The 7,064-nt window shown below is 57.0% G+C and carries 5 protein-coding genes, 1 tRNA gene and 1 pseudogene; all 7 read left to right on the forward strand.

The features are described 5' to 3' along the window. Window positions 1–62: 62 nt before the first annotated feature. Window positions 63–1,298, forward strand: coding sequence for an FtsX-like permease family protein (locus tag V6C16_RS05895; protein ID WP_333542885.1), 1,236 nt, complete (start codon window positions 63–65; stop codon window positions 1,296–1,298). Then, a complete protein-coding gene (locus V6C16_RS05900; RefSeq protein WP_333534542.1) occupies window positions 1,288–2,997 on the forward strand; it encodes a formylglycine-generating enzyme family protein in 1,710 nt (569 codons plus the stop codon). The genes V6C16_RS05895 and V6C16_RS05900 overlap by 11 nt, the downstream gene beginning before the upstream one ends. Then, window positions 2,918–3,916 carry an NAD(P)-dependent oxidoreductase gene (locus V6C16_RS05905; protein WP_333534541.1) on the forward strand — a complete coding sequence of 333 codons (999 nt, stop codon included), beginning with the start codon at window positions 2,918–2,920 and terminating at the stop codon, window positions 3,914–3,916. Before V6C16_RS05900 ends, V6C16_RS05905 begins: the two co-directional genes overlap by 80 nt. Window positions 3,917–4,020: 104 nt before the next feature. Next, window positions 4,021–6,060 carry an alpha-amylase family glycosyl hydrolase gene (locus V6C16_RS05910; RefSeq protein WP_333542884.1) on the forward strand — a complete coding sequence of 680 codons (2,040 nt, stop codon included), beginning with the start codon at window positions 4,021–4,023 and terminating at the stop codon, window positions 6,058–6,060. Window positions 6,061–6,097: 37 nt separating this feature from the next. Then, window positions 6,098–6,174 (forward strand) — tRNA-Pro (locus V6C16_RS05915). Between the two features lie 26 nt (window positions 6,175–6,200). Then, complete coding sequence (locus V6C16_RS05920; RefSeq protein WP_333534478.1) at window positions 6,201–6,659, forward strand: IS3 family transposase; 459 nt, start codon at window positions 6,201–6,203, stop codon at window positions 6,657–6,659. Between the two features lie 32 nt (window positions 6,660–6,691). After that, a pseudogene (locus tag V6C16_RS05925) lies at window positions 6,692–6,802 on the forward strand (IS5/IS1182 family transposase); the annotation flags it as partial. Between the last annotated feature and the right edge of the window lie 262 nt (window positions 6,803–7,064).

A 7,064-nucleotide genomic window follows, 5' to 3' on the forward strand; every position in this document is an offset into this window, starting at 1 on the left:
ACGGAGGTCCCGGCATGAGCCGCAGCCCTGACACTCCCGGACGTTTTTCGGCTCTGGCGCAGATGCTTCGCCTCTCCTGGCAGGACTATGCGCGGGAGAAGCTGCTCTCGGCCTGCGCGGTTCTCGGGCTGGCCGCAGTGCTCACCCCGTTGCTGGTGCTCTATGGCGTCAAGTTCGGCGTCATGCAGACACTGACGGACAGGCTGCGCAACGAACCGCGCAACCTTGAAATCTCGCCAGTGCTCAGCGGGCGTTTTTCGCAGCAATATCTTGATGATCTCGCCGCGCACAAGGACGTGTCCTTTGTGCTGCCCCGCACGCGCTCCATCGCCGCCACCATGGATCTTACTGCCGATGAGGGCGGCCGACGGGCAAGCCTGCTGGTCTCGCTCGAACCAACAGCCGCAGGCGACCCCCTTCTGGGCCATTATGACGCCGCAGTGCCGACCATGCCGCAACATGCCGCCACTGAGGCCGTCAATATCGCCCTTTCCACCCCTGCGGCAGAAAAACTGCACGTGACAACGGGAGACATGCTTTCAGGCAAGGTGGAGCGCCGCCTGAACGGTCAGGCGCAAAGCGTGCGCATTCCCCTGCGCGTGGTTTCCGTTCTGCCCCTTGCGGCACAGCAGAAGGATGTGGCCTTTATTCCTTTTCCCCTGCTTGAAGCCACCGAGGATTACCGGGATGGCCGCGCAGTGCCGGAAATGGGCACGCACAACGGCTGGACAGGCGAGGAACGGCCCAAAGACGCGCGCCTTTATCCCGGCTTTCGGCTGTACGCCAAAGACCTGGATGCCGTCATGCGCCTGCGGCAGGCCTTTGCGCAGCAAGGGCTGGACGTATACACCCATGCCGAAGAAATAGAGCAGGTCAACAGCCTGTCTCAGGCTCTCAATCTCGTTTTTGCACTGATCTGCGCGGCCACTGCTGCCGGTTTTCTCGCATCCACCGCCAGCAGCACCCTTGCCAGCGTGAAACGCAAAGAGCGCACGCTCGGCCTGCTGAGCCTTGCGGGCTTTACCACCGGGCGACTCATGCTGCTGCCGCTTGCTCAGGCCCTGCTGACCGCCCTGCTCGGCACAGCACTGGCATCGGGCATGTACGCGCTGGCGGCGCTGGTCATCAATCGTCTTTTCAGCGCCAGCCTCAGCGGCATGGAACAGGTCTGCCGCCTGCTGCCGCAACATTTTCTCATCGCCTTCGCCGCAGTGGCCGGACTTGCCGTGGCAGCGGCACTGGGACCGGCTCTGCGCGCTGCGCGCATTGAACCTTCGGAGGTCATTCGTGAAATATAAACCCGGGCGATTTTCCGCATTTCTTGCCCTGCTTCGCCTTGTTCTGCTGGCCGCCCTGCTGGGGGCAGCCATTCCGGCGGAACAGGCAAAAGCCGCTCTGGCCCGCAAAGGGGAACTGACCTCCGCAGACGCCTGCAATCCCAGGCCCGCTGATGACGACATTCTGCTGCCCATGCCCTGTGGGCTTGATATGGCCTTCAAGCTGGTGGCCGTGCCGGCCAAGGGGCTTTTGTGGGACATGCCCCTGCGCCCCGGCGTGGATGACAGCGCCAACGCGAACCGCGCCTTCTATGACCGTCGCTACAATACCGCGCTTTCCGGCGCTTTCACCCTTGAAGACCTGCCGCCCGATTGGCGAAAGTTTGCTCCCAAAGGACAAAACTACTTTTATCTTGTTGCAAAGTATGAGGTTTCTCAGCTGCAATGGCAGGCGGTAATGGACGCGACCTGCCCCGCCACACAGCCCCCGGCAAACAACGCGGCAAAACCGGCGACAGACATGAGCTGGTATGATGCCGTGGACTTTACACGCAAATATACCGCATGGCTTTTGCAAAATTCTCCCCAGTCCCTGCCCCGCTTTTCCGGCGACAGCCGCAATGTGGGCTTTGTGCGCCTGCCCACGGAAACGGAATGGGAATACGCCGCTCGTGGCGGGCATACGGCAGGCAGCCAGCAGCTTTTGCAGGAAGATTTTTTTGCCCTGCCGCCTGAGTCCAACAAGGCCGACTACGCCGTTTATCGGCCGGAAGGTGCCGCCAGAGCGGAAGACACCGCCAACATCGGCTCACGCAAGCCCAACCCCTTGGGCATATACGATACCGCAGGCAATGCCGCTGAAATGGTTCTGGACGCCTTTCGCTTTTCACTGGCCGGAAGGCTGCACGGTTCTGCTGGCGGCTTTGTGCGCAAGGGCGGGTCCTTTCTTTCCGGCGAGGCGGAAATTTTGCCCGGACGCCGCGAAGAAACGCCGTTCTTCATGGTCGACGGCCCGGCGCATGCCCGCGATATGGGATTTCGCCCGGTCATTTCCGGCATCAATACCCCGGGCGGGCCACGCCCCCAGGAACTGCTGGCGGAATGGGGCAACGCCGGGGAATCAATGGAAGCGGCGGGCTACGACACACAGGCCGCGCGTAACCCGCTTGAGGAACTGGACCGCCTGCTGGCATCCGCCCCCAATGAGGCAGTAAAGAAAAATCTTCAGGAATTGCGCAACACCATTAAAGAAAACAATATCACGCTTGAGCGGCAAAAGCAGATGGAAGCACAGTCGCTCATACGCACCGGCGTGTATATGACCGAGACCATCCGCAACTATTCTATCAGGAGAAAATCCCTGCAATCCCAGTTGGATGGCATGCAGAGAGAAAGCAAGACCACCAAGGGCGCCGAACTTGAAAAACTGCGCCAGATAATGGATACTGCCCGCAGAGGGCTTGTCATGCTGGATACCAGCCTCGACAAATCCCTGACCTTTTATCGCAGCAAGGTGGAAGACGGCGCGCAAATGACGCCGGAAACACTGTCAGCAGCCTATGATACCCTGAGCAAGGATTTCAGCGGCAGTGACCCGTTCAACGAAAACATGCGGCGCAACCTTGATCTGTACCGCAAACATGTTGATTTGTTGCGCAAAAACAAAGCGTTGCCGCGAGAGATCATGCAAAAGGAAATTCTGGAACGCCGCTTTCAGTAGCCAAAGGAGTGTTAACATGGCTGAAAAAATGCGCATAGGCTGGATTGGAACCGGGGTTATGGGTTTGTCCATGGCCGGTCACCTGCAAGATGCAGGGCATAGCCTGACCGTGTACAACCGCACCCGCGCCAAGGCCGACCCGCTGCTTGCCAAAGGCGCTCAATGGGCCGACACTCCGCGTCAGGTGGCTGCCAATTCCGATGTGGTTTTTACCATTGTCAGCTATCCGCAGGATGTGGAAAACGTCATCCTTGGCGCGGAAGGTGTGTTACAGGGGCTGCCCACCGGCGGCGTCGTCTGCGACATGAGCACATCAAGTCCCTCGCTGGCCGAACGCATCGCCGATGTGGCCCTGCAGCAGGGCTGCCTGTCGCTTGATGCGCCCGTCACCGGCGGCGACGTGGGCGCACGCAACGCAACCCTTTCCATCTTTGTGGGCGGCGACAAGGAAGGCTATGAACGCTTAGAAAACTGCTTCAACAGCATGGGCAAAAACATCATGCACTGTGGCGGTCCAGGTTTTGGACAAAAAGCCAAACTAGCCAATCAGGTCGCCGTTGCCGGCGTGATGTTCAGCGTGTGCGAATCCTGCCTTTTTGCGCAGGAGGCCGGACTTGATGTCGCCCAATGGATGGAGCTTGTGGTTGGCGGCGCTGCGGGCAGCAAGGCCATGGACACTTTGGGCCGTCGTATTCTTAAAAACGACTTTGCCCCCGGCTTCTTCATCAACCACTTTATTAAGGACCTTGGCCTCTGTCTTGAAGAATGCCGCCGCATGCAGATTGTGCTGCCCGGCATAGGCCTGGCCGAAGAACTGTACCGCAGCATGCAGGCTCGGGGACAGGGCAACCTGGGAACCCAGGCGTTGGTTGACTGCCTTGCCTCCCTTTCAGGCAAACAGTGGCGGCAGCACAGCTAGCGATGTTTTTCCCGCCCGGCGGCCCTGCCCACCGGGCGGCTTTGTTTCTTCGTGACGTGCCTGCGCCCTCTGCTCCTTGGGGCAACCAGCCGATGGAGGCCGCCATGACACAGACTGTTCCTCAAAATCCCTTACAAGATGCGGCATTGCAGCCTTACCGCTTTTTTTTACAACAAAGAGGCGAAATATTTTCAACGGAACTGGCCCGTATTACAGAGCAGTACGGCTCATTGCGCGCCTATGCCAACCTGCACCACAGCCTTGGCGCGCACAAAATCAAAGATGCCGCGGGCCGCAGCTTCTGGCGGCTGCGCGAGTATATGCCCCATGCGGCGGCCTTGTGGCTGACCACCGACGCGCTCAATTTCCAGCGCCACGCACACTTTCAGTTTACCCCCCAGGCAGAAGGCTTTTTTGAACTGGTTGTGCCGGAAGAGTCGCTGCACCACGGCAGTTATATGGAACTGCGCGTTCAGCCCGGCAATGCCTCTCACGGCGCGCGCGCGCTGCGCCGGGTTCCGGCTTTTGCCCGCTGGGTGGAACAGGATACGGTCATGCCCGGCCAATGGTGCGCCCGACTCTGGCTGCCGGAAAAACCCTTTCGCTTTACGCACCGTCGCCCGGCCAGGCAGCCTTTTCCCCGCATTTATGAAGCGCATGTAGGCATGGCCCAACCCTCCTTGCAGCGCAATAAAAACAGCGTGGGCAGCTATGCGGCTTTTGCCGCGCACGTTTTGCCGCGCATACGTGAGTGCGGCTATACTGCGGTGCAGCTTATGGGCATTCTGGAGCATCCCCTCTACCGCTCTTTTGGCTATCAGGTCAGCAGTTATTTTGCGCCGTGCTCCCGCTACGGAACCCCCGATGAATTCAAGGCCCTGGTGGACGCGGCGCATAGTCTGGGGCTTGCCGTTATCCTTGATGTCCCTCACGCCCATGCCTGCCCCAATACCGAACAGGGGCTTGCCCGCTATGACGGCAGCGATTACTTTTTCAGCGGAACATTGAACCAATGGGGTACGCCGTCTTTTGACTTCAGTCAGGAAATGACGCGCCGTTTTCTGCTCTCCAACTGCCGCTACTGGCTTGAGGAATACCGGGTAGACGGTTTTCGCTCCGATGCTGTGGGCAATATCCTCTATCTCGATCACGGCATGGATGACGATTTTTCTCATGTCGGCCGCTGCTTTTACGACAAGGACGGCAAGCCGCGCGGCAATACCTGCGGCGAGCTGTATCTTGCCCTGTCCAACACCCTGACGCACCAGCTATGCCCCTCCGCCATAACCATTGCCGAAGAATTTTCCGGCATGCCGGGCCTCACCTGCCCCCCGGAACAGGGCGGACTTGGCTTTGACTACCGCTTTGCTATGGGCATTCCCGACTACTGGGCAAAATGTGTCGTCAGTCCTCGCGACATGGGCAGCATGTGGTATGAAATGACCAACCACAGGCCGTATGACCGCACCATCAGCTATGTGGAGTGCCATGACCAGTGCATCAACGGCAAAGACGCCATGATCTGGCGGCTGCTCGGTGAGCGCATGTACAGTCATATGGCGCTGGCAACAGACAACTGGGCCGTATCGCGCGGGCTTGCCTTTTACCGGCTTATGCGCCTTATTACGCTGGCTACTGCTGATGCGGGCTATCTCAATTTTATGGGCAATGAATTTGGACATCCCGAATGGCTTGATGCGGAAGACCACGCCCACAGGCAATGGCATCTGGCTGAGTCCCCTGACCTTAAATACAGCCTTTTGGCCGCCTGGGATAAGGCTCAGATGCTGGAACTGGTGCAGCCACACCTGAACAGCTTTCATCAGACACCTTTTTTCCGTTTTATTCATGAAGAAAAACGACTACTGGCCTTCGAAAGGGGACGTTTGCTTTTTGCCTTTAATTTTCATGAGCTTGATGCCCAAAAAAACCTGACGTTTGCTGTTACTCCCGGCAAGTATACGGAACTGCTTTCATCGGACGAAAGGCGCTTTGCCGGACACGGCAATCTGGATATTTCCGGCCAGCCCGTAGAGCATTTTACCCAACCGCTGCCCGATCGCCCTGAGGGTGCTATCCACCTGTACCTGCCCCCCTTGGTCGGTTTGGTATTGCTAAGAAAAAATAATTTAAAAAAAGATTGACAGAACAGGTGGTTCAGCGTAGTTATCTTTCTCGCGTCGGGATGTAGCGCAGCCTGGGAGCGCACTTGAATGGGGTTCAAGGGGTCGAAGGTTCAAATCCTTTCATCCCGACCAGAGATTTAAAGGGAATTCATGGAAACATGAGTTCCCTTTTCTCGTTGGTGTGGAAGTCACAACGGAAAATTGTCGGCTTCAGCCTGGCCGAACGTATGGACACCGGACTTGTCTTGGCTGCATTGACGAAGGCGGCGCGCTTGCATCGCCCGCCTGTGGGACTGATTCTGCATTCGGATCGCGGCAGCCAGTATTGCAGCGCAGCCTACCAAGAAAGACTCCACTCATACGGTCTGGTCTGCTCCATGAGCAAAAAAGGGGATTGTTACGACAACGCACCCATGGAAAGCTTCTGGGGCTTGCTGAAAAATGAGTTGGTCCATCGCAAAAGCTATCGCTCACAGGCTGAAGCCATTACGGATATAAGTGAGTATATTGAGGTTTTTTATAATCGACAAAGACGCCAGGCAACACTTGGCTATCTCTCACCAGCGGCGTTTGTCAGAAGCAGGATGATGGAACCAAAACTGCCGATTGCCGCTTAATATGGCGTACGAAATTGACGACCTATCTCAGTTTGCACCTCAAGCGGTGGCGGGGCATCGCCACACGTTACGCAAAACGAAGCCTTTCTTTTCTGGTAGCGGTACAAATCAGGTGTATTTCATTGTGGGCGGAAATAATTTGACGACAATATCTAGAAAAATCTGTAGATCTTCAATCTCAAGAAATACCATGTCAAGGATATAACATTGTTCTCCCGTTACCTGATAGCAATGTATCATGCGTTGCCGCGCATTTCTTAGATTCTTTTTTAAGCTATTAGGCACTGTAGTCACGAGATTGTTTAGATTTGCTTTTTCTGTCATACTCTTCGCACAGCGAGGTGATTATGACAACTCCAGCACATCGGCGACATGACATTTCTGATGAGGTATGGGAAAAGCTTG

The organism is Desulfovibrio sp. 1188_IL3213 (assembly GCF_036763145.1).
GTDB lineage: Bacteria > Desulfobacterota > Desulfovibrionia > Desulfovibrionales > Desulfovibrionaceae > Desulfovibrio.